18 protein-coding genes are annotated in these 25284 nt (G+C 70.3%); 9 read left to right on the forward strand and 9 right to left on the reverse strand.

Features of this window, described 5'->3' with window-relative positions; translation table 11 throughout:
- Positions 1–267 precede the first annotated feature (267 nt).
- Together ACZ4SA_RS13630 and ACZ4SA_RS13635 are read left to right on the forward strand one after the other, a co-directional pair.
- Positions 268–4077 carry a trypsin-like peptidase domain-containing protein gene (locus ACZ4SA_RS13630; protein ID WP_468273445.1) on the forward strand — a complete coding sequence of 1270 codons (3810 nt, stop codon included), beginning with the start codon at positions 268–270 and terminating at the stop codon, positions 4075–4077.
- The gene (locus ACZ4SA_RS13635; RefSeq protein ID WP_468273447.1) at positions 3978–4934 is read left to right on the forward strand and encodes a bifunctional riboflavin kinase/FAD synthetase; all 957 of its coding nucleotides are present in this window, start codon (positions 3978–3980) and stop codon (positions 4932–4934) included. The genes ACZ4SA_RS13630 and ACZ4SA_RS13635 overlap by 100 nt, the downstream gene beginning before the upstream one ends.
- Positions 4935–5301: 367 nt before the next feature.
- On the opposite strand, the gene ACZ4SA_RS13640 is transcribed toward ACZ4SA_RS13635, so the two are convergent.
- From ACZ4SA_RS13640 to eccE, 9 genes are all read right to left on the reverse strand, one after another.
- Complete coding sequence (locus ACZ4SA_RS13640; protein WP_468273449.1) at positions 5302–6294, reverse strand: ABC transporter ATP-binding protein; 993 nt, start codon at positions 6292–6294, stop codon at positions 5302–5304.
- Positions 6295–6308: 14 nt separating this feature from the next.
- The gene (locus ACZ4SA_RS13645) at positions 6309–7313 is read right to left on the reverse strand and encodes an ABC transporter ATP-binding protein (RefSeq protein ID WP_468273452.1); all 1005 of its coding nucleotides are present in this window, start codon (positions 7311–7313) and stop codon (positions 6309–6311) included.
- Positions 7310–8281 (reverse strand): ABC transporter permease, encoded by a 972-nt coding sequence (locus tag ACZ4SA_RS13650; protein WP_468273454.1) that lies wholly within the window; start codon positions 8279–8281, stop codon positions 7310–7312. Before ACZ4SA_RS13650 ends, ACZ4SA_RS13645 begins: the two co-directional genes overlap by 4 nt.
- The gene (locus tag ACZ4SA_RS13655; RefSeq protein ID WP_468273456.1) at positions 8278–9327 is read right to left on the reverse strand and encodes an ABC transporter permease; all 1050 of its coding nucleotides are present in this window, start codon (positions 9325–9327) and stop codon (positions 8278–8280) included. The genes ACZ4SA_RS13650 and ACZ4SA_RS13655 overlap by 4 nt, the downstream gene beginning before the upstream one ends.
- 3 nt (positions 9328–9330) lie before the next feature.
- Positions 9331–11211, reverse strand: coding sequence for an ABC transporter substrate-binding protein (locus ACZ4SA_RS13660; protein WP_468273459.1), 1881 nt, complete (start codon positions 11209–11211; stop codon positions 9331–9333).
- A 198-nt stretch (positions 11212–11409) separates the two neighbouring features.
- Positions 11410–14517: an SCO5717 family growth-regulating ATPase gene (locus tag ACZ4SA_RS13665; protein WP_468273461.1), complete on the reverse strand. Its 3108-nt coding sequence runs from the start codon at positions 14515–14517 to the stop codon at positions 11410–11412.
- Positions 14518–14958: 441 nt separating this feature from the next.
- Positions 14959–15192, reverse strand: coding sequence for a DUF397 domain-containing protein (locus tag ACZ4SA_RS13670; RefSeq protein WP_468273464.1), 234 nt, complete (start codon positions 15190–15192; stop codon positions 14959–14961).
- 198 nt (positions 15193–15390) lie between these two features.
- Positions 15391–16107, reverse strand: a complete 717-nt coding sequence (locus ACZ4SA_RS13675) for a hypothetical protein (RefSeq protein WP_468273467.1) — start codon at positions 16105–16107, stop codon at positions 15391–15393.
- Positions 16107–17441, reverse strand: a complete 1335-nt coding sequence (eccE, locus tag ACZ4SA_RS13680; RefSeq protein ID WP_468273469.1) for a type VII secretion protein EccE — start codon at positions 17439–17441, stop codon at positions 16107–16109. Before eccE ends, ACZ4SA_RS13675 begins: the two co-directional genes overlap by 1 nt.
- Positions 17442–17622: 181 nt before the next feature.
- On the opposite strand from eccE, the gene eccB reads away from it, so the two are divergent.
- From eccB to ACZ4SA_RS13715, 7 genes are all read left to right on the forward strand, one after another.
- Positions 17623–19149: a type VII secretion protein EccB gene (eccB, locus tag ACZ4SA_RS13685; protein WP_468273472.1), complete on the forward strand. Its 1527-nt coding sequence runs from the start codon at positions 17623–17625 to the stop codon at positions 19147–19149.
- Between the two features lie 14 nt (positions 19150–19163).
- Positions 19164–20408 carry a type VII secretion-associated serine protease mycosin gene (gene mycP / locus ACZ4SA_RS13690; protein ID WP_468273474.1) on the forward strand — a complete coding sequence of 415 codons (1245 nt, stop codon included), beginning with the start codon at positions 19164–19166 and terminating at the stop codon, positions 20406–20408.
- 220 nt (positions 20409–20628) lie between these two features.
- The gene (locus ACZ4SA_RS13695) at positions 20629–21048 is read left to right on the forward strand and encodes a hypothetical protein (RefSeq protein WP_468273477.1); all 420 of its coding nucleotides are present in this window, start codon (positions 20629–20631) and stop codon (positions 21046–21048) included.
- A gap of 6 nt (positions 21049–21054) precedes the next feature.
- A complete protein-coding gene (locus ACZ4SA_RS13700) occupies positions 21055–22851 on the forward strand; it encodes a hypothetical protein (RefSeq protein ID WP_468273479.1) in 1797 nt (598 codons plus the stop codon).
- Between the two features lie 25 nt (positions 22852–22876).
- On the forward strand, positions 22877–24151 hold the full coding sequence (locus ACZ4SA_RS13705) for a S8 family serine peptidase (protein WP_468273482.1): 1275 nt from the start codon (positions 22877–22879) through the stop codon (positions 24149–24151).
- A gap of 102 nt (positions 24152–24253) precedes the next feature.
- The gene (locus ACZ4SA_RS13710) at positions 24254–24601 is read left to right on the forward strand and encodes a WXG100 family type VII secretion target (protein WP_468273484.1); all 348 of its coding nucleotides are present in this window, start codon (positions 24254–24256) and stop codon (positions 24599–24601) included.
- Positions 24602–24666: 65 nt separating this feature from the next.
- Positions 24667–24969: a WXG100 family type VII secretion target gene (locus tag ACZ4SA_RS13715; RefSeq protein ID WP_468273487.1), complete on the forward strand. Its 303-nt coding sequence runs from the start codon at positions 24667–24669 to the stop codon at positions 24967–24969.
- Positions 24970–25284 lie beyond the last annotated feature (315 nt).

Raw genomic sequence — 25284 nt, forward strand, 5'->3', positions numbered from 1 at the left:
TGGGGGGGGGGGGGGGGGGGGGGGGGGGGGGGGGGGGGGGGGGGGGGGGGGGGGGGGGGGGGGGGGGGTGGTGGGGGGGGGGGGGGGGGGGGAAGGGCTCCCCCCCCCCCCACGATCCCCCCTCGTTTCCCCCGCAGAAGGTCTATCCACTGCGCACCCGGGATTCACCCCAAAGGGCAGGCGCTCGGAGTGAACCGGGGTGCAATGGGGGGCGCGTTCATGATGCGGACTTTTCCCGCTGATCTTGATCGACATAACGTCGTCGTCATGGGACGCGCTGACCAGGCAACTTTGGTACGGATCTGCGATCCGGCCGGTCGGCCGCACGGCACCGGCTTCGTCGCCGACGATCGCGGCACGGTCGTGACAGGCCATCACGTGATCGACGGGCTCAATCGCCCCCTCCTAAGGCCACAGGACGGAAGCGGCTCCGTTCTCGAGGCCGACTCCGTCACCTCCTTCCCGGAGCACGGACTCGCGCTCCTGCGCGTCACCGGACTGAGCGTCCCCGCGCTGCCCGTCGGCGCGCGTGACCGTGTCACGCCGGGAACCTATGTGCGGCTCGTGGCCGGAGGCTGGCGCGAGGCGCGCGTGCTCGCTGCGACGAGCGGCGTGCTGGAGCTCGCCATCGGCACCGACGGCAGCGACGCACTGCGCCTCGCGGGAGCCGCCGCCGGAGGACCCGTAGTCGACGCCGCGACCGGAGCCGTCCTGGCCGTGCTCGGCACGGTGCCGCCGCCCGGTGCTCCGGCAGCCGTCTGCGCACGACCACTGCACGCCGCACTGCCGGAGCCGTTGGCCGCCCTGCTGCGCCGCAACGCGGGACTCGCGCCCGCCTACGGGCGGGACCTGAACCTGGCCGCCGTACTGGAGCTCACCGCCGGCTCGCTCGCACGGACCGGCACACCGGGCGGCCGGCCGGAGTACGTCGAACGGCCCGACATCGCGGAGGAGTTCGGCGACTTCACCGAGCGCCACGCGGAACCCCTGGTCCTCGGACTCGTTGGCGCCCCGGGCACAGGGCGTACGACGGAACTGCGCATGCTCGCCGCCCGGCGCGCCCAAGGCCCCGAACCGGCCCCCACGTTGTGGCTGCGCGGCGCCGACCTGCACGCCGAGGACGTCTCCCTGGCCGACGCGGTGGCCCGGACGCTGCACCGGGCCGCCCGCATCCTCGCCGTACCGGAGCGGGACATCGGCCCTGCCCGAGCGGCCCGCCTGGCCCACGACGCGGGACGGCCGCTGCTCGTCGTGCTTGACGGCCCCGAGGAGATGCCGCCCGAACTGGCGCGCAACCTGCAGGAGTGGACGACGGCAACCGCGGCGTGGCTTGCCTCCTGCCGGACCCGGCTGGCGGTGGCGTGCCGCCCCGAGCACTGGGACCAGGCCGGGGCGCTCTTCCCGCCGGGGCTGCTGCACCGTCCCAGCGGGACGGCGCTCCCACCGCAGGGGCGGGTGCGGGCCCGGACCTCGGCGCGCGTGGCTGCCCTCGCCGACGCGGGGGCGTACCCCGCCGATGCTCGTGCAGGGCACGCGAGCGGCGCACCTTGCGCGATGTACCCCGCCGGCGTCGGCGCCGGCGGCGCGAGCGACGACCGGGCGCCGGGCCGGGCGTACCCGGCCGACGTCCGTGCCGCGCGCGCGAGCGGCGCACCTGGTGGGGAGAGGGCGGTGTCGTCCTGGGCCGCGTCCGGAGCCCGGGTGTCCGCCCAGGGCCTCGTCGAGCGCCGACCTGGCACGGACACCCAGCCGCCGCCCGCCGTGCGCATCGGTGAGCTGGACGCCCACCAGGCCCACCGGGTGCGGGAGGCGTACGGCCTGCCGCCCGGTGCCGTTGCCGCCGACGACGAGCGGCATCCGCTCACGCTCCGGCTGCTTGCCGAGGTGTACCGCGCACTGCCCGGCGCCCTGCCGGGCAGACCAGTGCACGAGGAGGTCCTCGGCGCCTATCTGGACCTGCTCTGTCTGAGGATCGCCGTACGCATCGCTTCCGAGTCCGCCCCCGAGCCCCGTGGCTCCATGCTCCGCGGGCTCGTCACCGCGGTCGCCGGCCGCATGCACGAGGCCGCCCGGCGCTGCCTCGGCGCCGGGCACGGGCAACTCGACCGGACGGCGTTCGAGGACCTGTTCCCGTGGCGAGCCGGATGGGCGTCCGCCGTCCTCTCGGAAGGCCTGCTCGTCCCGGCCGGCAGGGGCTACCGCTTCGCGCACGAGGAACTCGCGGACTGGATCCAGGGCGCGCACCTCGATCTCGACGGCACGTTGCGCTCCCTGCTGCACCCCCGGCAGGAGGGGCCGGAGGCAGCGCCCGTACCGCGCCATCGCATCGGCACCGTCGTGCAGGCTCTCCTCCTTCTCGGCCGGCGTCACGGGGCGTCGGCGCTGGAGCACAGGCTCACCGGCCTCGTGGACGCGCTCCACGACCCGGACGCGGACGAACGGCCCGCGGATGCGCGGTGGTGGGCGACCCGGCTCCTGCATGAGGTTCTGCCGCGCCTACCGGACGCGGAACCGCATCTCGGCGTGCTGCACCGGCTGGCCGAACGGCCCGGCCACGACGGGGAGTTCGGGCCCCGCTTCTGGGCACGGCTGCCGCTCGGCGACCCGGCCCGGCTCGACCTTCTGCGCCGCCTGGTCCCCGCTGACCCGCCTCCGCACAACGCCTCCGCACCCCGCTGTCTGGAGCTCGCCGACCAACGGCTCGCCGCCGACCCCGGAGCCGTACAGCCTCTGCTGTGCCGTTGGTTCGACGACGACACCCCTCTGGCCGCCAACCCCGACGCCGGGGTGCGGCCCACCGTCGGCGCCGCCGCGCAGGCGCTGCTGTACGCACGGCGCGGCCTCGCGCCCGACGACCTGACCGAGGCCCTCGTCGACACCGACCACCCCCGCGCCGCCGAACTCCTCGCCGCGCTCGCCGAGGACGAGCCGTCCGTGCTGTGCAGGGCCGTCGACCGCTGGGCGCGCGACCCCCGGCCCGAACGACGGGCCGCGGCCACCGCCCACGCCCGTGCTCCCAGGCCCACGACCGACCGTGACCGGGAACACCTGCGGAGCGCGGCACGAGTGCTGCTCGCCGATCCCGTACACCACGGCCCGGCGCTCGCCCTGCTCGTCCGCGACCCGGTCAGCCGCTCCCGGCACCTGGACCGGGCCCTTGCCCTTTTCGCGGCGGGCGACCCGCGCCTGCCGTTCAGCTCGCTCGTGGACGCGCTCACCACCCACGCCGCCCCGGTGCTCGCCGCCCTCCGGGCCCGGCTGCTGCGGCCGGACGGCAATGCCGACGCGGGGGAGCTGCTCGCCACGCTCGCCGAAGCCGTCACCGACCCCGCGACCGCTCGGCGCGCCGCCGCCCTGGTCTGCGAGTACGTCGACCACCGACCTGACGGCGCGGTGCACGCCGCCGCCTACGTCCAGCACAGCCTCGACGGGGGCCCGGATGCCCGCGACGTGCTGTTCCCCCTCGTCACCCACCTGCTACGAGGCCGACCGGCACAGGTGCGCAGCGCCCTCGCGCCCGTCCTTGCCGCACCCGGCGGCGCGTCCTCGCGGGCGTTGCGAGCAGAGCTGCTCGACGTGATGCTGCGCTACGAGCAGTACGAGGCCCGCGATCTGACCGTTCTCGACGCCCTGCTCCGCGCCGCCGCGCGCGGCTGCCACCAGCGCGCGGAGGAGCACACCCGTGCGCTGGTGCACCGTACGGGCCTGCTGCTCGTCCGCACACCCAAGGGCGCCGCCTGCTTCGACAGGCGGCTGGTGGAGCTCGCCCGCGAGGTGCCCGGCTTCGCCGCCCTGGCGGCGCGCTGGCCGGCCGACGACCCCCAGGAATGGGCCGCCGTGATGGGTCCGGGCGCCCGGCAGGCCCTGCGCACACCGGGCAGCCCGGTGCCGATGCCGACCGGGAGCGCGGGGCATGGCAGTCTTAGACCTGCGTTATCGGTAATCACGTACACAGGTTCGGGCGAGGAGCGGTCACAGTGCAGCGCTGGCGTGGCTTGGAGGACATCCCCCAGGACTGGGGACGCAGCGTCGTCACCATCGGCTCCTACGACGGCGTACACCGCGGACACCAGCTGATCATCGGCCGTGCGGTGGAGCGGGCGCGCGAGCTCGGGGTGCCGTCGGTCGTCGTCACCTTCGACCCGCACCCCAGCGAGGTCGTCCGTCCCGGCAGCCACCCCCCGCTGCTCGCGCCGCACCACCGCCGCGCCGACCTGATGGCCGAGCTCGGTGTGGACGCGGTGCTCGTCCTGCCTTTCACCGCCGAGTTCTCCCAGCTGTCCCCGGCCGACTTCATCGTCAAGGTCCTGGTCGACAAGCTCCACGCGCGTGCGGTCATCGAGGGCCCCAACTTCCGCTTCGGCCACCGGGCGGCAGGCAATGTCGCGTTCCTCGCCGAGCTCGGTGCCACGTACGACTACGACGTCGAGGTCGTCGACCTGTATGTGCGGGGCGAGGCGGGCGGCGGCGAGCCGTTCTCCTCGACGCTCACCCGCCGGCTGATCGCCGAGGGAGACGTCGAGGGCGCCGCCGAGATCCTGGGCCGTCCGCACCGCGTCGAGGGCATCGTGGTCCGCGGCGCCCAGCGCGGCCGCGAGCTCGGCTTCCCGACGGCGAACGTGGAGACCCTCCCGCACACCGCGATCCCGGCGGACGGCGTCTACGCGGGCTGGCTCACGGCGGCCGGCGAACGCATGCCGGCGGCGATCTCCGTCGGCACGAACCCGCAGTTCGACGGCACCGAGCGCACGGTGGAGGCGTACGCGATCGACCGCGTGGGGCTCGACCTGTACGGGCTGCATGTGGCGGTCGACTTCCTGGCGTATGTGCGGGGGCAGGAGAAGTTCGACTCGATCGAGTCGCTGCTGGTGGCGATCGGGGACGACGTGAAGAAGTGCCGGGAGCTCACGGCGGCGTACGACGCGCGTCGCTGACGGTCCGGGCGTGGCCTGGTGACCTGTTCGGGTGCGGCTCGGCCCGCGCCTGTGCTCGTGGGCGTGGCCCGGTCCGGGACCGATGAGCTGTTCGGGCGTGGCCCGGTCGTCGGGTGGCCCGCTCGGGCGTGGCCCGGTCCGGGCCTGGGGCGTCCGGGTGCCGCTCGTGTGGGCATGTCCGGGACTGCTGTCCTCACCGCGCCTCGCGCGAGTTGCGACACTTTACGTCCCGAACACGCTCCCCTGCGCGTCCCCTGCCCCCGGCCGACGGCTTCGCTCCCACCGGAGAAGTCCGTGCGGGCCGTGTGCCCCCGGGTCCGGGAGGCACCCCACACCTGTCCACTCGTAGTGGCCGCCGCGGTGTTTCTCAGCCGGACGCCGTTGCCCAGTGGCACGCCACCTGAGGGGTCGGGGCGTTCGGGAGGACGGCGAGGTCGTGGGTGCGGCACAGGTCCGCCACGCCCGCACGGGCCGCCTCGCCCGACGACAGGATCTGGCAGCGGGCGTGGAATCGGCATCCGGCCGGGATGCGGGACGGGTCCGGCGGCTCGCCGGTGAGGACCACAGGCGTCTCCTCCGACTCCGGCAGCACTGACAACAGCGCCTTCGTGTAGGGGTGTTGCGGCGACGTCAGTACGTCTTCCACCGGCCCCGACTCGACGATCCGCCCCAGGTACATCACCGCCACCCGGTCCGCGATGTTCCACGCAAGGCCCAGGTCGTGCGTCACCACCATTGCGGACAGGCCCAGTTCGTCCCGTAGCCGCAGCAGCAGTGCCAGGATCTCGCCGCGTACGGAGGCGTCCAGCGACGCCACCGGCTCGTCGGCGACGATCAGTTCCGGTTCGAGCACCAGGGCGCCCGCGATGACGACGCGTTGCCGCTGCCCGCCGGACAGCTCGTGCGGGTAGCGGAGGAAGAACCGCTCGGGTGGACGCAGACCGGCCCGGGACAGTGCTCCCGCTACGGCGGCGCGTTCATCACCCGCGTAGTCGTGGATCCGCAGGCCCTCCGCCACGGCGTCGTACACCGTGTGCCGAGGGTTGAGCGATCCGCTCGGGTCCTGGAGCACGAGTTGCACGCGCTTGCGGTACGTCTTCAGCGCGCGTGAGCTGTAGCCGAGGGGTTCCCCGCCGAAGGTGACGCGCCCGGAGGCCGGCGGCACCAGGCCGAGCAGGGAGCGTGCCAGCGTGGTCTTGCCGCAGCCGGATTCGCCGACGAGGGCGACGATCTCCCCTGGGCCGATGTCGAGGTCGACGCCGTCGACGGCTCGCGCCGTCGGCCCGCCCCGGCGCCCGGGGAAGGTGACGTGCAGCCCGGACGCCGACAGCAGGGGAGCGGCCGTGGTGGTCGGGGTCATGACGTGCTCCTGTGTCACAGCTGCTTCTCCGTCCCGGCTCCGGCCTGGGCCGCCGCACCGCCCGCGCCCACCAGCACGCACGCCGCCCGGTGATTCTCGCCCGTCGTGACCAGCTCCTGGTCCTGTTCTGCGCATGCGTCGAGCGCCACGGGGCACCGTGGGTGGAACGTGCAGCCGCCCGGCAGCGACGCCGGGTCGGGCGGGTCGCCGGGCAGCCCGCGTGGTGCCCTGCGCGAGGCCGGGTCACCGATGCGGGGGAAGGCGGCGGACAGGGCCCGCCCGTACGGATGCCGCGCGGCGTCGTAGACCGCCCGGGCGGGGCCTTCCTCCACGACGCGGCCCGCGTACATCACGGCGAGGCGGTCGCAGGTGTCGGCGAGCACGCCCAGGTCGTGGCTGATCATCAGCAGGCTGATGCCCTGCTCTGCGACGAGCTGCTCGATCAGCCGCAGGATCTGCGCCTGGATCATCACGTCCAGCGCGGTCGTCGGCTCGTCGGCGACAATCAGCCGCGGGTCGCAGGCGAGCGCCATGGCGATCATCACACGCTGCCGCTGACCGCCGGAGAGCTCGTGCGGGTACGCGTCCGCGCGGGAGGCCGGCAGCCCCACGTGCTGGAGCAGCTCGCCGACGCGTCGCTTCGCCTCCGCCGGGGGCGATCCGCGGTGCAGCAGGATCGGCTCGGCGATCTGGTCTCCGATGCGGTGGACCGCGTTGAGAGAGTGCATCGCGCCCTGGAAGACGATCGACGCGCCCGCCCACCGCACGGCCCGCAGCCGCCCCCACTTCATGGTGAGGACGTCCTCGCCGTCGAGGACGATCTCGCCGGTCAGCTTCGCGGAGGCCGGCAGCAGCCGCAGTAGTGCGAGCGCCAGTGTCGACTTGCCGCAGCCGGACTCGCCCGCGACACCGAGCTTCTGCCCGGCGGTCAGGGTCAGGTCGACGCCGCGTACGGCGGGCACGGCGCGTGCACCGGAGCCGTAGGTCACATGGAGGTCCCTGACCTCGAGCAGGCTCAACGCGCCACTCCCAGCTTCGGGTTGAGTACGGACTCGATCGCACGCCCGCACAGGGTGAAGGCGAGCGCCACGAGGGCGATGGCGATTCCGGGCGGGGCCAGGTACCACCAGTGGCCCGAGGACACCGCACCCGCCTCGCGCGCGTCCTGGAGCATCCCGCCCCAGGAGACGACGGTGGGGTCGCCGAGGCCGAGAAAGGCCAGCGTCGCCTCGGTGAGGATCGCGCTGGAGATGCCGAGAGTGGTCTGAGCCAGCACCAGCGGCATCACGTTGGGCAGGACATGCCGGTTCATGATGTGGCCGTGTCCGCCGCCGAGGGCCTTGGCGCGCTCGATGTAGGGCCGCGACTCCACCGCAATGGTCTGGGCCCGCACCAGCCGCGCGGTGGTGGGCCAGCTGGCGACGCCGATGGCGATGACGACCGTCCACACGTTCCGCGACATGACGGTCGCGAGCACGATCGCCAGCACGAGCGTCGGCATGACCAGGAACCAGTCGGTGATCCGCATCAGGACCGTGGAGAACCAGCCGCCGTAGTGGCCGGCGATGATGCCGACGAGCGTGCCGATGGCCACCGACAGTGCGGCGGCCAGCAGCCCGACGGTGAGCGAGATCCGCGCCCCCCACACCAGCAGGCCGAGCAGTGAGCGCCCGAACTGGTCGGTGCCCAGCGGGAATGCGCCGCTGGGCTTCTCCATCGCCGTCCCGGGCGCGTTCGTCACGCTCTGCACGTCACCGCCGACCAGCAGCGGCGCGGCGAGTGCGGTGAGGGCGATGAGCGCCAGCGCGGCCAGTCCGAACAGGCCCGCTCGGTGGGTGCGGTACGCGCTCCAGAAGCGGGTCACGGAGTGCCGGCGGCGTGCCCACGCCAGCGACCTCGCGGCCTGTGAGCTCCGCCCGGCCTCGGCGGCCGGCGCGGCCTCGGGTGCGGTCGTGGTCTTCGTCGGCGGCGTCGGTGTCGTCGTCATCGGCCCACCCGGGGATCGAGCAGCGGATACAGCAGGTCGGCGAGGAGGTTCATGATGATCATCGCCCCGGCGAAGACGATGAACAGTCCTTGGACGAGCGGCAGGTCCGGCACGCTGAGAGCCTGGTAGAACAGCCCGCCGAGCCCCGGCCAGGAGAAGACCGTCTCGACCAGGATCGAACCGGCCGCCACATGACCCAGGTTGATGAACACCATGGTGACGGTAGGCAGCAGCGCGTTCGGTACGGCGTGCTTCCGCCGCACCACGTCGTCCCGCAGCCCCTTGGCGCGTGCCGTCGTCAGATAGTCGCTGCCCATTTCGTCGAGCAGCGACGAACGCATCACCAGCAGCGTCTGGGCGTACCCGACAGCGACCAGGGTCAGGACGGGCAGCACCATGTGGTGCGCCACATCGGCCACATGGGCGAAGCCGCTCTCGTTGCCCGACTCCATGCCGCCGGTGGGGAACATGCCGGGAATGGGGCCGATCCCCACCGAGAAGGTGATGATCAGCAGCAGGCCGAGCCAGAAACCCGGCACGGACCACAGGGTCAGCGCCACACCGGTGTTGAGCTTGTCGCCGAGGCTGCCGCGCCGCCAGGCCGAGCGGGTGCCCAGCCAGAGCCCGATCGCCGAGTAGATGACAACCGCCACCCCGGTGAGCAGCAGCGTCGCCGGTACCTTCTGGGCGATCAGGTCACCGACGGGCGCGCGGAACTGGTACGACATGCCGAGGTCGCCCGTCAGGGCACTGGCGCAGTAGTCGGTGAACTGCTGCCACATCGGCTTGTCGAGTCCGAACTGACGGCGCAGGGCCGCCATCTGCTCCGCCGACGTCGGCATGCCGTGGGTCATGGCCTTGACCGGGTCGCCCGGGATGATCCGGAAGAGGAAGAAGCTGGTGACGAGGACGGCGAGCAGCGAGACCGCCGCACCGCCCAGCTTCCCCGCCACGTACTGGAGATAGGCGCGTGCGCTGCCGCTCGCGGCGCGGGCCTCGGGGGCCCGCGCCACAGCGGTCGTGCTGGTCGTACTTGTGGTGCTCATCGACTATTCACGGTCTTCCGCGGTGGAACGGCGACGCATCGCGACGAACAGCCCGAGAGCGGCGGCGAGGACCACAGCCGCGCCGATACCGATCACCACGCCCGTGGACGAGCCGCTGTCGGAGCCGCCGTCGGCCGTGGCGGGCTCGGCCGACCACCAGCTCCAGTAGCCGTCCTGGCCGTAGATGTTGCCGGCCGCCTCCGGCATCGTCGTGATGGACTTGATCTGGTCGGTACGGTACGCCTCGACGGCGTTCGGATACGCGAGGACGTTCATGTAGCCCGTGTCGTACAGCCGCGCCTGCATCTGCTTGACGACGTCGGCGCGCTTGGCCGCGTCGTACTCCACGGCCTGCTTCGCATACAGCTCGTCGAACTGCTTGTCGCAGATGAAGTTGTCCGTCGCGCCGCTGTCCTTGGGCGTGGCGGGCAGCGCCGCGCAGGTGTGGATGGACAGGACGAAGTCCGGGTCGGGATTGACGGACCAGCCGTCGAAGGCCAGGTCGTAGTCGCCCCCCAGCCAGGGGTCGGAGACGTTGTCGAGGCACTCGACCTTCAGCCCGATGCCCAGCTCGCTCCACCACTCCTGCAGGTACTTGCCGATCGCCTTGTCGTTCGGGTCGGTGGCGTGGCAGAGGATACGGAAGTCGAGCGGCGTGCCGTCCTTGCCGAGCCGCTTGCCTTCGCCGTTCTTCTTGTAGCCGGCGTCGTCGAGGATCTGCGCGGCCTTCGCCGGGTCGTAGGCGATCTTCTGGCTCGCTTCGGGCTTCCAGAAGTACGACGCGAAGCGCGGCGGGATGTAGCCCTCGCCCTCGACGGCATGGCCCTGGAAGACCTTGTCGACGATGGTCGTGCGGTCGGTGGCGTGGAAGAGCGCCTTGCGCACGGCCGGGTCGAGCAGCGCCTTGTGCCCGTTGCCGAACTTCGCGCCGTCCTTCGACCGGGCGCCGGGGTTGGTGGCGAGGGCGAAGAAACGGCGGCCGGGCGCGTCGTTGACCTTGATGTTCTCGGCGCTCTTCAGCGCCGTGGCCTGTGCCGGGGTCAGACCCTGGACGAAGGAGACCTCACCCTTCTGCAGGGCCGCGACCGCGGCGTCACCGTCCTTGTAGTACTTGAAGACCAGCTCGTCGAACTTGGGCGCACCGCGCCAGAAGTCCTTGTTCGGCTTCAGCTTCAGATACTGGTCGACCTTGAAGTCCGTGATGACGAACGGGCCGTTGCCGACGATCGGGAACTGCTTGTCGTTGTTGAACTTGGAGAAGTCGTCGACCTTCTCCCACACATGCTTCGGCACGATCGGGACGTCGAGTGCCGTCATCGTGGCCTGAGGCTTCTTCAACTCGATGACGAGCGTCCTCGGTTCGGGCGCCGTGACCTTCTTGAAGTTGGCGGTGAAGCTGCCGTTGGCGGTGGCTGCGTTCTCGTCCGTCATCATCTTGTTGAACGTCCAGGCCGCGTCCTCGGCGGTGGCCTGCTTGCCGTCCGACCATTTGGAGTCGTCGCGGATGGTGTACGTCCACGTCAGCTTGTCGGGCGACGACTCCCACGCGGTGGCGAGACCGGGGACGGTGTGGCCGTCCTTGACGTCGTAGTTGGTCAGGTAGTCGTAGGCCAGACGGTGGATCGTGGTGCTGACCAGACGCTGCGCCAGGAACGGGCTCAGCGAGTCGATGCTCTGCGACACGGCGACGGTGAGAACCTGCTTGCCGTCGTCGGCGGCGGGCCGGGCCTGCGCTCCGGCCAGGGAACGGACCTGCGGCTGGGCCTGGGCCTGGGGGGCGACGACCCCCGCCATCACCAATGCGGAGGCCGCGGCGCCAGTGGCGAGGACCAATCGGAAGCGGGGGCGTTGCCGGCTGCTCTGGGGTGATGCCGTTGTGACCATGGACAGTGACCTCGCGTCATTACTCGCACGGAGAGGGCGGGTTGGTGATCTCGGTTCGCCAGCTGGTGAAGCGAAGGTTTATCAGGGTGGTCATGCCGCGTCAACGGCCGCTCAAACCCCGTGTGGGCTGCGGGAATAGGACGAGGGCCCGCACCGTGGGAACGATGCGGGCCCTCATTGGTTCAGACCTCTGTCGCGCTACTGCTGAGGGGCTGGCGGTGCCTGCGGAGGCTGCTGCTGCCAGCCGGGCGGGGGGACCTGACCCGGCGGAACATGTCCCGGCGGAACATGCCCCTGGGCGTCGGGTCCGCCGCCCGCCGAGGGCGGGGGACCGGCCGGATTCGCCGGCGACTGGGCCTGCGAGGGAGGCGACTGCTGCCACCCCTGCGGCGGGTGGCCCTGCTGCGGCGGGCCGTACGGCTGTTGGTGCGGAGGCTGCTGTGGCGGATACGGGTGGCCGGGCATCGGCTGTCCGGGGGCGCCGGGACCGGGCTGTCCCGGTATCGGCTGCTGCCCCTGAGGGTGCGGCTGGGGCTGTCCCTGCGGGTACGGCTGACCCTGGGGATGGTTCCCCTGTCCCTGTCCTTGCCACTGCCCCTGCCCCTGCCACTGGCCCTGGTCGTGGCCCGGCATCGGCGGCGCGGCCTGGGGCGGCGGGTTCCCGTCCGCCGTCCACAGCCCCTGCTGCTGCTGGGCGCGCACGAAGTCCTCGGCGATCAGCGCGGAGAGGTTGAAGTACGCCTCGCGGGTCTTGGGCCGCATCATGTCGAGGTCGACCTCTGCGCCCGCCGCGAGGTGCTCGTCGAACGGAACCACGACCACACCGCGGCAGCGGGTCTGGAAATGCTGCACGATGTCGTCGACCTTGATCATCTTGCCGGTCTCGCGGACCCCGGAGATGACCGTGATGGAACGCTGCACCAGATCGGCGTACCCGTGCGCCGACAGCCAGTCCAGGGTCGTCGAGGCACTGCTCGCACCGTCCACGGACGGCGTCGAGATGATGATCAGCTGGTCGGCGAGGTCGAGCACGCCGCGCATCGCGCTGTAGAGCAGACCGGTACCCGAGTCGGTGAGGATGATCGGGTACTGCTTGCCCAGCACGTCGATCGCGCGCCGGTAGTCCTCGTCGTTGAACGTCGTCGAGACGGCCGGGTCCACGTCGTTGGCGATGATCTCCAGACCGGAGGGCGCCTGCGAGGTGAACCGGCGGATGTCCATGTACGAGTTGAGGTAAGGGATCGCCTGGACCAGGTCGCGGATGGTCGCACCGGTCTCACGGCGCACCCGTCGGCCGAGCGTGCCGGCGTCGGGGTTGGCGTCGATCGCCAGGATCTTGTCCTGCCGCTCCGTGGCCAGCGTCGAACCGAGCGCCGTGGTCGTGGTCGTCTTGCCGACGCCGCCCTTGAGGGAGATGACGGCGATCCGGTAGCACGACAGCACCGGCGTACGGATCAGGTCGAGCTTGCGCTGCCGCTCCGCCTCCTCCTTCTTCCCGCCGAGCTTGAAGCGGGCGGCACTGGAGGGGTTACGGCTCGACTTGGGCTTCTGCTTGTTGTTGCGCAGCAGCCGGTCGGAGGAAAGCTCGACCGCGGCGGTGTAACCGAGCGGAGCCCCCGGAACGGAACGCTCGCGCTGGTCGTGCGTGACCGGCGTGGGCCAGGCGCCACCGGTACGCGGGTCGACCGGAGGCCCGGACGACTGCGGCTGGCCCTGCGCCATCTGTCCGGCCTGCGGGTACCCCTGCTGCGCGGGAAGCTGCGGGTTGCCGGGCCCGGCCGGATGGGGCGCGTGGGCCTGTGCCTGGGGCGGAAGGGGGGCGGCCGGGTGGGGGCCGGGCTGGGGCTGGCTGGGCTGTCCGGGCTGGGCCTGGTGTCCGGGTGCGGGGCTGGTCTGCTGGGGGAAGCCGTAGCCGCCTTGCGGTGCAGGGCCGGGCTGTCCGGGCTGGGCCTGGTGTCCGGGCGTGGGGCTGGTCTGCTGGGGGAAGCCGTAGCCGCCCTGTGGTGCAGGACCGGGCTGTCCGGGCTGCTGCGGCTGTCCCGTCTGCTGCGGGAAGCCGTAACCGCCCTGGGGCGGAGCCTGGTTGGGAACGGGCCGGCCCGTCTGTGGGAACCCGTACCCGCCTTGCGCCTGGGCAGGCTGAGCGGGCTGTCCCGTCTGCTGCGGGAAGCCGTAGCCGGGCGGCTGGGCCGGTGCCTGCCCAGGGGCAGGGGCCGACTGGTCGGTGTTCGGCGCGGGCCACTGCGGTGCGGCGGGCGGCGCGGCAGGCTGGAACGCAGGTGGCAGCGGCGGCAGTCCGCCGCCCTGCGCTGCGGGCGGCGGAACCGGCGCCCAGGGCTGCCCGCCGGCGGGAGCGTCCTGCGGCTCGGCCGCGGCGGGTACGGCGTCCTGGGGTGCGACGGGCGGGCGAGCGGCGTCGGAGGGGCCTTCGCCGGCCGACGTGCTGTCCTCGGCGGCGCTGCCGCCGTCGTTGGCGTCGTGACCTACCACCGGGGCCTCGGCAGACCCGTCGGCGTCAGCGGTCCCCTCGGAAGCCTCGGAAGCGTCCGAAGCCTCGGAGGTGTCGGGCGCCTCGGCCGTTGCGGCCTTCTCGTGGGCGTCGGCGCTCTTGCTGTCTTCGGGGCTGTCGGGCTCAACGTCCGCCGCCGGGGCTGCGGTCTTCTCGTCGCCGGTGCCGTCCCCAGTCCCGTCGCCGTTGTCCGCGGCCACGGGCGCAGGCGTCACCGGGTCCGGCTCCGGCGTACCCTCGGCGGCGGCAGCGTCCGTTCCGGCAGCGTCGGCGGCGGCCCGCTCGGCCATCTCGCGCCTCAGGGCGGCGGGGGAGAAGCGCATGGTGGCGCCGCTCTCCAGATCTCCGCCTCCGAAGGACTCCCACGACAACTCCGGGTCCTGCGGGGCTTGCGCAGCGCCGGCAGACGCGCCGTCCGCCCCGGTCTCGGCGGCCGGCGCAGGCTCCGACGGGTGCGTGGCCGGGGTCTGCGTGGCAGGGGGCTGCGTGGCCGGGGGCTGCACGGGCTGCGGTTGTACGGGCGCAGGTTCCTGCGGCGCAGGCGCAGACGGCGCCCAGTTCGGCTCGTAGCCGCTGCCCGCCGGCAGCCCCGGCACCGCCACCGGCGCACCCTGCGGCGGAGGCGGCGGCGTCTGCCCGGCGCCGCCGCCCGAGGTGTCACCCGACGCGTTCTGCGTGTACCAGGCAGGCGGGGTGTAGTCGATGGTGAACTCACCCGTCAGCTCGGCGGGCTCCGCGTCGGACTCGTCGACGGGAATGTTCCAGCCCCCGTGGATGTCGTCCCGATCGCCGTTCACTTTGCCTCCTGGTGTGGTCGAGCACCCTTGTGCCGTCGTGGGTGGGGGCCACCGCCTTCTTCGGATCGGCCCGGCTCTCCCCCTGGGACGCGGACGGTCCTCCCGTAGGTTCTCCTGCCGCGCCCCGACCCAGCCTAATCTCCAACAACACCGCTTCGGCAGGCCCGTCCGGCGGCGGACTGCTGTCCCCTACGTCACGCCCTGCCCGCAGGTGACCCGGGTACACCGGAGCGTGAGAAATCAGGCGGAGCAAACCGGCACAACACCGAACGGAACCGGTCCGCTCAGTCCATCCGTCGAGCGCTGCCCAACAATCCGGTCTCGGCGTCGGTGGCCTGCGTACGTCGGGTGCTTGGCCCGGAAATCGCCGAGGCCGGGAGCCGGGCGGCTCGTGCACCCGGCCGCCGGCCCCATCGAAGTGGAACGCTACGGATCGGCGACTCAGCGCAGATCGAACTCGCCGTCGCGAGCGCCGAGCACGAAAGCGCGCCACTCGGCCTCGGTGTAGCGCAGCACGGTGTCATGGTCCAAGGACGATCGCATCGCGACGCTCCCGCCGGGGAGATGAGCGATCTCCACTCGCTCCTCGTCCGGGCTCGTGCCGGGGGCGCCCTGCCACTCGACTCCGGAGATGTCGAGGGCGTACAGCTCGTCCTTCTCCTGCTGGCTCCCCATGGTTCAACTTCCTTTCGGTAAAAGCCGAGATGAACGTGCCCCATACGCCGAAGGGGCGGCGGACAGCAGAGTGCCTCACGCCTTCGCCTACGGCATTCTAGGCGAGCTCAGCCACCAGGGGCGGGCGTCCACCGGACTGTCCACCGGGGGGTGACACGGGGGAAAACGGCCCGTCCTGCGGGCGCGGCGGGCAAGGGGTCAGTCCATCCGGCGGGCAACCCCGAGAAGACCGGTCTCCGCGTCTGTACCGCTCGTCAGCACCCACTGACGTTCACGTCCGGAGCACCACAGGGTCACACCGTCCGCGAGAGTCGGCAGGGCGTCGCTCTCGCCCTTGGCCAGACCCAGGATCCGTCCGATCTGTGCCGCTTCCTGCGGTGAGACCCGTTGGATGCCGACCATGGTCGAGTCCCGCAGGAGCCGGGGTGCCACCGGGCTCAAGTACGGCAGCAGCGTCAGTACGGACTGCCACGGTGAGGAGACGACGCGACCACGCGGCGGCCGCATGCCACAGTCCCGCACTACGACCACGGGGCTTCCCACCGTCGCGCCCATCGGCGGGACGCGCCCCACGTCGTGGAGGGTGATGCACTGCAGGCCGGCACCCGCCGCCTGAGCCAGGGTGGACCACTCCTGTGGGCGGCCTGTTTCCACGGCCACCCGAGCGCCCGTGCCCGCTGCGCGCAGTGCCAGCACCTGGGCAGTCCACAGACCGCCGATCAGCAGCACCTCGTACGGGGTCGACCGGTGGAAGCCCACGATCTGCGGGCGGCCCTCCGCGTCGTCACCGATCACGACGCCGTCGTCCCCGACCGGCAGGGAGAGCGCGCCGAGGTGATCAGCGGTCATCGTGTGTCCGGCGTGACGCGGGCCGAGAACTCCCCGCAGGGCACGCTTCGTTGCAGACCGGGCCATCAGTGGGCACCACCCAGCGGCATGGTCGCGAGCACACCGGGCAGCTGCTCTCGGTCGAGGCGTACCAGGCCCACCTTCGCAGACCGTGCCGCCTGCTCCAGCGCCCGCCGGACGCCGACCAGTTCGGTGTCGGAACCCCCGGTGACACGCACGTGTCCACCCACGTCGATGGTCCCCTGTCGTACGCCACGGCGCACCGTGAGGCTGAAGGTCGTCGCATAGGCCGGAGCCGCGGTGAGCAGCGACACCAGCTTGGGCAGCGGCGTCGCGCCACGGCCCAGCTCCGGCCAGCGGCCCACCGCGTAGGTGGTGTGCCACCGGTCGTCGCACCGCCAGACGCGTGCCGTCTCCGTGGTACGCCGCTGCGGTGCCGTATCCGGACCACCGGGACGGGCCGCCAGCCGGGGACTCGCGCATGCGGCGGTCGCCATGGTGGAGTTCAGCTCCTCCTGGTCCAGCACCACCGCCTGGAAGCCGGCGCCGGTGATACGGCTCGCCACGTGGTCCGCCATGCGCACCAGGCACCGCTGGGCTCCTTCGACGCCCCCGCCGCGGGCCACGATCGCTTCCCGGCACAGCTCGGGATCAAGCTTGACCGCCACCCATGTCATCCTCAGCGCGGGTGCGCCGGTCCGCTCCTGGAGCGGGGCGTAGGAGAGCCGGGCCACCGACTGCTGCGGCAGATGCGGCGCGGGGGCCGAACGCACCTGCTGGACCACCTGCGCCGATTCCAGCGCGATGTCGTCCACTTCGAGGGCGTCACCGAGCAGGGACAGAGGCAGCGCGCGGGCTCCGGAGGCCGGGCGCAGTGCTGCCCCGCTCGCCTCCACCCGCACCACCGCGGTCAGGAACGTGCCGTCGCCGAGCATTCCGACGGTGCGGCGCTCGCGGGCGACGTAGGGGAACGGCCGGATCCCGGGCACTGACTCCACAACGGGGGCGAGCGACGCGTCCACATCAGCTGCGGAAGGCGCCGAGGCGCGCTTGCGGGAACGGAGGGCCACAACCGTGGCGAGCCAGTCGGGCAGGGCATGACCGCGGCGGCGTATCACTGCCAGCAGTACCAGCACGGACGCCACGGAGCAGGTGGGGATCAGCCAGAGACCGCCGAGTGCGACGCCCACGGCCGCCAGCGCGAGCCCCGCCTCGACAAACACCAGTTGGCGCAGCTCGACAGGCCCCACGCGGCTGGTGCGTGAAAGAGGGCGGAGGGTGGTCGTCGCGGGGACGGCCTGCGGCGCAGTGGAAGGGGCTCCGTTGCGGCGTTGCCGTCGGGAACTGCCAGGGGCTCGAGCAGGAGTCCGCCCACTTCGCGTGCGAGTCGCGGTACTCATCGCCGCGTTGCCCCCTCGTGTCCGTAATTGCCAGAATCCATTGGACGTTGACCGGGCGATCACCCTACCTGAGCAGTGGGGCGCAAGCGCCAGCAGGCATAGTAGGGGCCGGTACGACGGCAGGCCGTTTCGATGAGTGTGGGAACCTGGTCGCCCAGCGGGGGAGAGGGACAGCGGACAGATGGCATCACGACGGGACGAACTCAACGCCTACACCTTCGCGAAGCGAAGGCTTGTCGCGCAGTTCCTCCAGCCGAATGCGACAGGTTCCGAGGAGGGCGCGCCCCGCCCTCTGCGTGCCGTGGTCCCCGGCGCCATCGTCGGCGTCGTGATTCTGGCGGTCTTCGGGGCCTGGGGAATGTTCAAGCCCGTCGCGCCGAAGGACTGGAACGCGCCCGGTGAGAACGTCATCATCGCTAGCAAATCGACGACCCGTTACGTGGTTCTGAGGACCGACGGGAAGACCCAGCTCCACCCGGTTTTGAACATGTCCTCCGCCAAGCTCCTTCTCGACCCTGACAAGGGCAAGGTCATCAACGTCGACGAGTCGGTGCTCGACAGCGGCAAGATTCCCCATGGCGCCACCCTGGGCATTCCGTACGCGCCCGACCGGCTCCCCGACGCGAAGCAGGCAGGTGCCGTCAAACGGTGGGCGGTGTGCGAGCGACCGGGCGAGGGCGGCCGGGCCATCCAGAAGGCGGCATTCGTATTCGCCGAGCGTGAGCAGAACAAGACCGAGGGGACCGACCGCCTGAGCGGCGGTGAGCTGATCTACGCCGAAGGTCCGGACAAGGTCCGCCACGTGATCGACGCCGCCGGGACCGCGTATCCGGTCGCGGACGACGAACTGCTCCTGCGCCAGTTGGTCGGCCAGGGCCGAGCGCCCCAACGGGTCTCTACGGCATGGCTGGACACCCTGCACAAGGGTGACGAAATCACCTTCCCGAAGATCCCCGGCGTGCCCGGAGAGGCCGCCGGCGCGCCAGGTGACCTCGCGCCCGAGGCGAACAGGGTCGGCATGGTCCTCACCGCCACCGACGGCACCAAGAACCAGCAGTATGTCGTCCTGCCCGGCCGGGTCGCCCCAGTCTCCGACCTGACCGCGAAACTCCTGCTCAACAGCAAGGACCTCATCGGCCTCGGCCAGGCCGGCCGGGCGAAGTCGGTGAGCGCCGCCGCCTTCCAGCCGGGTCAGGCATTCGCTCAGGACAAGAAGTGGCCGCAACTCGCCCCGGAACCCGTGAACTCGGCGAGCACCGCGGAGGGCAGCCGCAACACCGTGTGCAACGTGCTGCGCAAGGTGGACGAGAAGAACGGCGCCACCACCCTCAGCACCTGGGCTGGGAGCAACTTCCCGGCGATCCTTCCGACGGGGTCCAGCAGTGCCTATGTCACCCCCGGTTCGGGCCAACTCTTCCGGCAGTTCAAGGGTTCCACCATCGACTCCGGCTTCCTCTTCCTGGTCACCGACACAGGCCTGCGTTACGCGATGCAGTCCAACGGCGACACCGCGACCGACGACTCCGGCATCGGAGCCTCCGGCTCGGAGGAGGAGAGGCGACAGCGGCTCCAGGAGGCGAAGCAGGCACAGAGCCGCCTGGGTTACAAGGACGTGGACCCGCTCCCTGTGCCCGCAGCCTGGTCGTCCTTCCTGCCGACCGGGCCCCGCCTGTCGACCGGCGCCGCCCGCCAGCCGCAGGGCTCGTAAGGACTGAGGCAGACGTGACCTTCACCAAAAGACGCCTGACCGCGGCCGCGGCCGCCACGGTGATCGCCCTCATCGGCCTGCCGAGCGCACCTGCCGTGGCCGACTCGGCGGGTCAGTGCACCTATCCCGGAGAGAAGTACGAGGGCCGGCCCTGGGCGCTGCAGCGTGTCCTCCTCGACGAGTTGTGGAAACAGTCCACGGGCAAGGGCGTCCGGGTCGCCGTCATCGACACCGGTGTCGACATCAAGCACCCGCAGCTCCGTTCCGCCGTCGACGCCGGGAGCGGCAAGAACCTGCTGCCCAAGAACTTGAAGGACCAGAACGGCAACAAGATCGAGCGCGGCAAGGAGAACGCCACCACGGACACCGTGGGCCACGGCACCAAGGTCGCCGGCATCATCGCCGCCCGTCCCGGGAAGGGCACCGGCTTCGTGGGACTGGCCCCCGACGCCACAATCATTCCGATCCAGCAGAACGACGCCGAGGGACACGGGACGGCGAAGACCCTCGCCCAGGCCATCGACTACGCGGTGGACCAGGAGGCGGGCGTCATCAACATCTCCCAGGACACCGCGAACGCCGTCGAGCCGACACCCCTGCTCAAGCAGGCCGTCGACAGGGCTCTCGCCGCGGAGGTCGTGATTGTGGCCTCGGCAGGCAACGACGGCCTCGGCGGCAACGTCAAGAAGACCTATCCGGCGTCGTACGACGGCGTACTCGCTGTCGCCTCCTCGGACCGCAACAACGAACGTGCCGCCTTCTCCCAGTCGGGCGACTTCGTCGGCATTGCCGCACCAGGTGTGGACATCATCACAACGGTGCCGGGCGGCGGCCACTGCGCCGACAACGGCACGAGCTTCTCCGCTCCCTACGTCGCTGCTGTCGCCGCCCTCGTCAAGAGCAAACACAAGGACTGGGAGCAGGAGCAGATCGTCGCCCAGCTCCAACAGACGGCGGAGCGCTCCACCGCGGGCCATGACCGACTCGTGGGCTGGGGCGTCGTCGACCCCGTACGCGCACTGACGGAGGACGACAAACCGCTCGACAAGCCGGTGGCCCACGAAGGCGTGACCAAGGTCGAGGCACCGACCCCGGCCAAGCTGCACCTGGGCGAGACCCCGGACGAACGCAACGCCCGCCTCGCGACGTATGTGCTCGTGGGCGGCGGCGTCCTCGTCGCGGCCATCGCCGGTGGGGCTGTGGCCCTACGTGACTCACGGCGCCGGTCGAGGCGGGCGGCCGCAGGAGGAACACCGTGAGGAGGGCGACGCCTTCCGGTTGCAACCGCACAGGCGAGAGTGGCGTCTCATCCAGGAAATGGCGCAGGGAGTAAGGCACTTGGGCATGTCATAGCCAGTGACTAGAGTGGTTGCAGCGCAATCGCCAGGACGGCGAGTCACCACGATCGCAATGCGTGACCAGGCTGTAGCAAACGGGGAGGTACGGGCATCATGCTCGAGGTAGTTGGTGGGGGCGGCTATGACAAGTGACCTCGAGCGTGGACTCGGCGCTCTGACGGAGTTTCAGACCAAGGTGAACGGCCTTCTCAGCGATCTGCGTGGCGGCGACGCCGGCGGCACCAAGGTCGCAGAGGCCGTTGTGACGCGGGAGTCGTTCGGCACCAGCGCCGGAGGTTTCGCAGAGGCCGATGGCTTCTTCACCCAGTACGAACGCGTGCACCAGGCGGTGTTGTCGCTCTCCAAGCAGTTGAGTGACGAAATCGAGCTGTTGCGCATCGCCGTCCGCGGCGCGGACATCGGTTTCGACAACCTTGAGGATGAGTTCCGCCATCGGTTCCATACGATCAAGGCACGGCTGGACATGGAACGTGACGAACAGGCGCAGGCGCTCCAGAGGGAGAAGAACGACTCCCAGACCGGCACGACGGACCTTGGGTGACGAGCGATGAGCGATGAGAAGCAGCAACCGAAGCCGGTGCCGGAGCTGACGCCAGAGCAGCTGCAGAAGCGCGAGCAGGCGGAGCAGCAGCAGGACGTCAGCGAGATCAAGCAGCAGTACGCCGGTACGGACATGATGTACTGGCTGAACGACATACTGCCCTTCGGTCTGAACGTCAGCACGAACTACCTCGGCACGTCGAACTTCGAGGGCCGGAAGCTCAACGAGATGCTCGATCTCCTGGACAGCGCCAACCCGGCCGACCTGGAGCACGCCGGCGAGACGCTGGAGAAGGCCACGAAGGCTCTCAACAAGGCGGCCAAGGAGCTCAGCGACTTCGTCACGTCGACGGACTGGAAGGGCGAAGCAGCCGTCGCCTTCGAGGCTTACGGGAAGGGACTCGTCACCTACGCCTGGGACGTGGGCAGGTACGCCAACGCCGTCGGCGCCCAGATGAAGGTCGCCAGCACGGGCCTGGCCACGGTGCGCAATTCGAAGCCGCCGCGTGATGACCGGGCCGACCCGAAGAAGCCCGAAGCCTTCCCGGAGAAGGACAAGACGGCGGACAATCCGGAGTACCAGAAGGCTGTCAAGGCGGAGAAGGACCGCCAGGAGGCCATCAATCTGATGAACCGCCTGGCGTCGTACTACACGGTGTCGCACGCGACCCTGGCCGGCGAGGAGATGCCGAAGCCTCCGAAACCGCTGAAGGCGGCGGTGCCGCTGCCGAGCGATAGCTACGCACCGGGCAAGGCCTCGAGCGCCGCCACGGTGCCCGGCGAGGCCAGTCCCCCCGTCGCCCAGTCCATCGGGGCCGAAACTGAGTCTCGGGGAAGTGAAGGTTCGACACGGACCGGTGACCCGAGCAGAGCCATCCCGGTTCTCCCTTCGAACACGTCGATGCAGATCGACACCGTCGCGGCTCCCCCGCCACCGACCGCGACACCGAACCCGACCCCTACCTCCCCAGTCACGGGCCCCACCAACACCACGAACGGTCCAATAGCGCCCATGCTGGGCGGTCCCGCCCCGCGCGGTCCCATTTCTCGTGCCGGCGGACCCCCTGGAGTTCCGCGGGCAACGGGTGGACCCGTCGCCAACCAGGTGGGACGCCCCGGCTCGACCGGCAATCCCAACCCGGCAGCCGGCCGCAACGCAGGGACGACCGGCGGGCCGCGCCCCACCGGTGGCTCTGCGGGTGAAAGGCGCTCCGGCAGCCCCGTGGGACGCCCGACGGCCATGGGACCCGGCGGCGGCCCTACGGGCCGCGGTGGGCCCACAGGGCAGCAACCTATGGCGGGTCGAGCAGGTACTACCGGCCAGCCGGGAGCCGGGCGTACCACCAGCGCTCCAGCTACCGGAACGCGCGGCGGACGCCATGACGGCATTGTCGGAGGCACTCCTCAGCGCAGTACTGGTGGAAACGGTGGGGCCCGCATACCGAGGGGCACGGTCGTCGGCGGTGACGCACCGGCACAAGGCCGTTCCGCCGCGTCCAGGCCCGGCCAGTCCGGGATCATCGGGGCAAACCCTGGAAATGGGGCACATCGCACCACCGGACGCGGCATGCCCAGCGCCAATGGTGTTGTGGGTACACCGCGGAACTCCGGACAGGGCCCCCGACCGGGTGCCGGGGGATACACGACCGGCGGCCCAGCCGTCGTCGGTGGCCGCCGCAATCAGCGGCAGAACGGTGACGATGAGCCGGAGACTAACGCCTCTGCACGTCCGGAATACCTGCCGGAAGACGAAGAGACTTGGGCTGCCAGGCGACGTGGGCCCGTACCACCGGTCATCGAGTAGGCGCACGGAAGGTTCGGAAGTCAGGATGACGGCACAAATGAGCCGATTGAGTGGCAGCAGGTCAGGCAGGCTTCGGTGTGCCGTGTTCGGCGCTGTGGCCGCAATCGGGTTTTGGTCCACTGGGCTTGCCGGTTTCGCTCCCGCTGCTGTCGCGGCGGACATGCAATCGAAGCAGTGGTATCTCGAGGCCATGGATGCCGAGAAGATCTGGAAGTCCACCACGGGAGAGGGCATCAAGGTTGCTGTCATCGACACCGGCGTCAATCCAGACACTCCGTCGCTGAAGGGACAAGTCCTGAAGGGGCAGGACCCCTCCGGTGCCAAGGGTGACGAGACCGATGACTACACCGGTCATGGAACAACCATTGCCGAGCTCATCGCCGGCACAGGGAAGGGTGGAGGGCTCAAAGGTCTCGCGCCTGGAGCCGAAATCATTCCTTTTCGAGTCAGTGACACAGATCTCCAAAACAAGGAGCCTGTGAATGCGTCCGACATGACGGACGCGATCAGGGCCGCAGCCGAAAGTGACGCTCGGGTCATCAACATCTCGTTCGGTAGTAAGTACTACAACTCCGACATGCGCAAAGCAGTCGAATACGTCGCCAACAAGGGAAAGCTGCTCTTTGCCTCTGCTGGAAATGCCGGCGACCAGGACAACAAGGAGCGGTATCCTGCCAGTTATGTCCAAGCTGTAGCTGTTGCCGCAACTGGACCTGACGGCAAGGTGGCCAGGTACTCCCAGCACGGCGATTTCATCGATCTCGCGGCGCCGGGCAATGGGATTCCATCCTGGTGTGACCAGACCTTCAATAGCTACTGCTACGGCGACGGGGGAACGAGCGCGGCGTCCGCCATCGCCTCTGCTTCCGCCGCCCTGATCTGGTCAGCCCACCCTGACTGGACCGCGAACCAGGTCCTCCGTGTCATGTTCGAGTCCGCCGGCCGTGGCAAGGACTGGAAGGAAGGCACGGTCAGTACCTACCTCGGCCACGGCATCGTCCGCCCCGGCGCCCACATCAACCGCGGCCTCGGCAAGCCCGGCGACCCGAACATCAGCCCGATCACCAACAAGCCCACCGGCGGCGGAGCTTTCGACGCAGCCGCCCCCTCCTCCAAGCCGTCTGCACCAGCTTCGTCACAGGCCCCCGAGGGCAAGCCCGGAGCCGACGCCACCGTGGCAGGCTCCGGTACGGAGACCGAGAACGGCAGCCAACAGGGCCTCGTCATCGGCGGGGTGGCCGCTGCCGTCGTCCTCGCGGGAGTCGCGTTCGCCGTCCTCCGGAAGCGTCGAAGCGCATGACCTGACCAACAGACCTTCGCCTCAAGTCCGCTGCCACCCGGCAACGCCGGGTGGCGCACAACCCAGCCGGTCACCACGGCAATTCAGAAGGGAAACGCAACTGTGTCACAGGGCCAGCGGCTTTCAGACGAGCAAGTAGGCCGGCTCCAGAAGGAGCTCTTCGAGAAGTTCAACTCGCTAAAGGGTCAGCTCCAGCAGATTCAGGGCACGATCGACAGCCTTGAGGGCCAGTGGAAGGGCATTGGCGCCGGAGCCTTCAACGATCGGCAGCAGAAGATCAATGAGGGCATGGTGAATCTCGGCAACATCCTTGCGAAGTTCCTCGAGGCGACGAGCCAGTCGAGGAAGATCAAGGACGGCACGGAGGAAGACATCCGTGCCGCCGTGCAGAGCATCAACGTCGACCTCGGTGTGGGTACGACGGCGAAGTCGAACCTCAGCGGCCTCTAACGCAACTGGCTGACATGCTTCGGCAAGCGACGGCCGAACGACTACAAAGGTGAGATGAGGAAATCATGGGCATGAACTCGTACGACGAGCTTGTCGTCAAGTACGGAGCTCTCGACGCGACGGCGACTGTGCTCGGTAGCCAGGCGAAGAAGTTCGAAGACGACCTGGGGGCCATCAAGAGGGCCATGGACGCCGTCGCCGCCGGCTGGGAGGGCGAGGCGCACACTGCCTATGTCCAGGAACAGGAAAAGTGGACCAAGGAAGCCAGCGTCATCAACCAGGCCCTGAAGGAGATCGGCAAGATCGTTGCCAACGCGGGCGGCGACTACATGGGTGGTGACAAGCGGGCCGCCGGCTACTTCCTCTAGGCCACTGAAACGCCGGAGGTACACGCAAGGGGTGGGCACGCGCGAGGGGAGCCCACCCCGACTCCTGTCGACGGGCGGGCCCGCATTCGTAACTCGATGCGGACCCGACCCTCAGGTCAAAGCGACTTGCCGCCAATTGTTGGAGAGGCATCCGGGATCTTGGAAGGCAGGTCGCATCGAGCCGCCTCATGTGCAAAGCGCGCTGCACCTAGTGTCTCGTGATCCTGTTGATGTCACTTCGAGTTGTTTGCCACGAGTTTCTTGATGTTGGTCTGGACGAGGCGGACCTTCGCCAGAATCTCTTCGGTGGTGGCG

It is taken from the genome of Streptomyces sp. NPDC027962 (assembly GCF_055566095.1).

Excerpts from the sequence above, each read along its gene's own strand:
- ACZ4SA_RS13655 (WP_468273456.1), bottom strand. The coding sequence starts at position 9,327 with ATGAGCACCACAAGTACGACCAGCACGACCGCTGTGGCGCGGGCCCCC.
- ACZ4SA_RS13705 (WP_468273482.1), top strand. The coding sequence starts at position 22,877 with ATGACGGCACAAATGAGCCGATTGAGTGGCAGCAGGTCAGGCAGGCTT.
- ACZ4SA_RS13715 (WP_468273487.1), top strand. The coding sequence starts at position 24,667 with ATGGGCATGAACTCGTACGACGAGCTTGTCGTCAAGTACGGAGCTCTC.
- ACZ4SA_RS13700 (WP_468273479.1), top strand. The coding sequence starts at position 21,055 with ATGAGCGATGAGAAGCAGCAACCGAAGCCGGTGCCGGAGCTGACGCCA.
- ACZ4SA_RS13675 (WP_468273467.1), bottom strand. The coding sequence starts at position 16,107 with ATGGCCCGGTCTGCAACGAAGCGTGCCCTGCGGGGAGTTCTCGGCCCG.
- ACZ4SA_RS13660 (WP_468273459.1), bottom strand. The coding sequence starts at position 11,211 with ATGGTCACAACGGCATCACCCCAGAGCAGCCGGCAACGCCCCCGCTTC.
- ACZ4SA_RS13695 (WP_468273477.1), top strand. The coding sequence starts at position 20,629 with ATGACAAGTGACCTCGAGCGTGGACTCGGCGCTCTGACGGAGTTTCAG.
- ACZ4SA_RS13670 (WP_468273464.1), bottom strand. The coding sequence starts at position 15,192 with ATGGGGAGCCAGCAGGAGAAGGACGAGCTGTACGCCCTCGACATCTCC.
- ACZ4SA_RS13650 (WP_468273454.1), bottom strand. The coding sequence starts at position 8,281 with ATGACGACGACACCGACGCCGCCGACGAAGACCACGACCGCACCCGAG.
- eccE (WP_468273469.1), bottom strand. The coding sequence starts at position 17,441 with ATGAGTACCGCGACTCGCACGCGAAGTGGGCGGACTCCTGCTCGAGCC.
- ACZ4SA_RS13640 (WP_468273449.1), bottom strand. The coding sequence starts at position 6,294 with ATGACCCCGACCACCACGGCCGCTCCCCTGCTGTCGGCGTCCGGGCTG.
- eccB (WP_468273472.1), top strand. The coding sequence starts at position 17,623 with ATGGCATCACGACGGGACGAACTCAACGCCTACACCTTCGCGAAGCGA.
- ACZ4SA_RS13630 (WP_468273445.1), top strand. The coding sequence starts at position 268 with ATGGGACGCGCTGACCAGGCAACTTTGGTACGGATCTGCGATCCGGCC.